At 51.8% G+C, this 2,361-nt stretch carries 2 protein-coding genes and 1 pseudogene; 1 reads left to right on the top strand and 2 read right to left on the bottom strand.

The genetic code is table 11. The features are described 5' to 3' along the window. Positions 1–97 (top strand): annotated as a pseudogene (locus BUC32_RS20770) (integrase); the annotation flags it as partial. Positions 98–265: 168 nt separating this feature from the next. On the opposite strand, the gene BUC32_RS19920 reads toward BUC32_RS20770, so the two are convergent. Both BUC32_RS19920 and BUC32_RS19925 read right to left on the bottom strand, forming a co-directional pair. Beyond that, positions 266–964, bottom strand: a complete 699-nt coding sequence (locus BUC32_RS19920) for an MBL fold metallo-hydrolase (protein WP_073257365.1) — start codon at positions 962–964, stop codon at positions 266–268. Continuing rightward, positions 964–1,812 (bottom strand): class I SAM-dependent methyltransferase, encoded by an 849-nt coding sequence (locus tag BUC32_RS19925; protein ID WP_073257368.1) that lies wholly within the window; start codon positions 1,810–1,812, stop codon positions 964–966. The genes BUC32_RS19920 and BUC32_RS19925 overlap by 1 nt, the downstream gene beginning before the upstream one ends. Positions 1,813–2,361 lie beyond the last annotated feature (549 nt).

Genomic DNA, 2,361 nt, shown 5'->3' on the forward strand with positions numbered 1-2,361 from the left:
GGGTGGGACCGATATCCGGGTGATCCAGGTGCTGCTGGGGCATGCCAAGCTGGAAACGACGACGATCTACACGAAAGTGGCAACCAAGACGATCCGGATCTTCTCTTCCGCCGAATACTGTTTACGGGTGGCGCGCTTGATATCTTTAACGATCTTCTCGCCAGGGCTCTTCGTAGTCTTTCTCATCTTCCACTCCTCAGTGGCTACGATGAGCCAGAAACTCTCCCTTATCAAATCACCCTAATTGGACCCATAGGCGCTGACGTCAGACACTACTGTACCCACCTTCCGCAATCCGATTAATGTCGCCATGGCAAGGTAGGATGGCTGCAAAATCCCAAGTAGATAACCGATCAAGCTCGGCCATATGGATCTCAAGGCGACCGGGTTCGGCCACGTAAGTGGCGCTGTCCTCCAGTGCATCTCCTGCCAACAAGACCCGAGACTTCGGAAGAAGGAGCGCGACACCGTCTCGGCTGTGGACGTCCAAGGGGCGAAGCTCAACATCGATGGAACCAATACTGAGCGTCAAATCCCCGTCGAAAACCGTCGTCGGTTTGATCAATGGAGAGATCGATGGATTACTCTTGCGATAACTATCCTCTTTCTGTGCCAGCATTTCCGCCGTTTTCCTTGCGGCAATAATCTCGCAATCGGCAAAAACTTCAGTCCCAGCAACGTGATCTTTATGATGATGGCTCAACGCGACCCGAACCGTTGTTACACCCCGACGTTCCAGTTCATTTCGTACAAACCGGGCGTGATCGATTGATATGTGGGTGTCATAAACCAAAGCCTCAGTCCCACAGACAACAGCATAGCTGGCAATGCCAAGACAGTAAGCAGCGTCATCAAGCCAGTTCCATTCCGGAGAAACAATCCTTTTTTCAGCGATACGACCGTCATAGAACGCAATGACGTTTGGGGCTGGTTCTAATACACGCAAGGTTGAGGTGGAGACCATCAACCTACTCTCTGGGCTGTGAAAAAGTTCAGATTTGCAGGGATGCGGATGTCTTCGCTGCCCACAAATTTGCGAAAATCGGCTACTACAAATTCCGTTATCGCTTCGATGTCCCCGGCGCTCCCGTCGTATTTTTTAATTATCCTCGCGGCTGGCCCAATGTTTGAAGCAAGCGCCGCGACACGCTCAACAGGACCTGGATGGGCTAGTTCGACTGTAGCCGTTTCACCTTCTACGTTTTGGAAGCCAGCCTCTTTCAAAATGCCGACGACGTGCTCCACGTTCTGAAATCCAAGTGGTCCGGGTGCGTTGGGATTAGACTGATCCAATGGCCCAAGAATCTTGACGGCCGCTGATTTGGGGGCTTCAAACCATGGGTTGCCTTTGGCCTTGGCCCATGCAGCGATAGTTAGTCGCCCAGCAGGCTTCATTTGCTTCAGGATATTTCGAAACGCCTCGACCGGATCGGCAAAGAACATTGAGCCAAAACGCGAAATTACAAGGTCAAACGGCGCCCCCGAAATTTCGGCGCTTTGAGCATCGGCAACAACAAATTCTGTGTTGTCGGCTGTGAGTTTTGCTCGATCCCGGGCGTGGGAAACAAATGCTGGCGAAATATCCACCGCGGTGATTTTCCCACTCGGAGCAACGCGCGGTACAAAGGCTCGCGTTGTAGCTCCAGTACCGCAACCGATGTCCAATATGCGCTCGCCAGGTTGCGTCGCTGCGCGCTTGATTAATGCATCATCTACTGCGCTGAAAACCAAATCCAGCTCGGTTTCGAACCAAATCCATTTCTGTCCACTTTCAGAACTCCAATAGAGTGCTTGTGCTTGGTTAGGCTGCATCTGAAAAATCCATCGTCTTCGTTAGGCAGGCGGCAATTGGAGGAAGTTTAGCACAAAAACACAAGGTCTGCTTCGTCCGCACACTGCTCCTTCAGCATATTGAAATGCTGCGCGATGCACGAACGGCTGGTCTGGTGAAGCCGCGCTGCAGCGATGGTCCTTGTCGTCAAGGTCTAGTGTGGGCCGTTAGCGCTCAAATACGACAACTCAGTACAGTTCGACAACGGCGGTTGCGGGCTCCCGCAACCAAAAAATATCTTCACTATCAATACGTTAAGCGTCCTCCTTGGAGGGTGATTTGCGTCGCAGAATTGTAAGTGGAAGCATTGTGGAAGCAAGTGGGGCCATTTGACCCCATTGTAATCCTGCAACACTTCGAATTGGATGCAGCCAACAGTTACAAGAGAAATCCACAACCATGCCGTTCTCGCAGGAGCGAACCGACTTAATCAAGTTGGACCTGTCGCGGTTTGATGCCGCTCCTTTGATAGCATTTACTGCAACAAAGGAGACTGACTATGGGACTGAAACGGACGGACGAATTCCGCC

Origin of the sequence: Shimia gijangensis (genome assembly GCF_900142085.1) — a bacterium.
GTDB lineage: Bacteria > Pseudomonadota > Alphaproteobacteria > Rhodobacterales > Rhodobacteraceae > Shimia > Shimia gijangensis.

Coding starts and splice junctions, on each gene's coding strand:
- BUC32_RS19920 (WP_073257365.1), bottom strand. CDS start 964: ATGGTCTCCACCTCAACCTTGCGTGTATTAGAACCAGCCCCAAACGTC.
- BUC32_RS19925 (WP_073257368.1), bottom strand. CDS start 1,812: ATGCAGCCTAACCAAGCACAAGCACTCTATTGGAGTTCTGAAAGTGGA.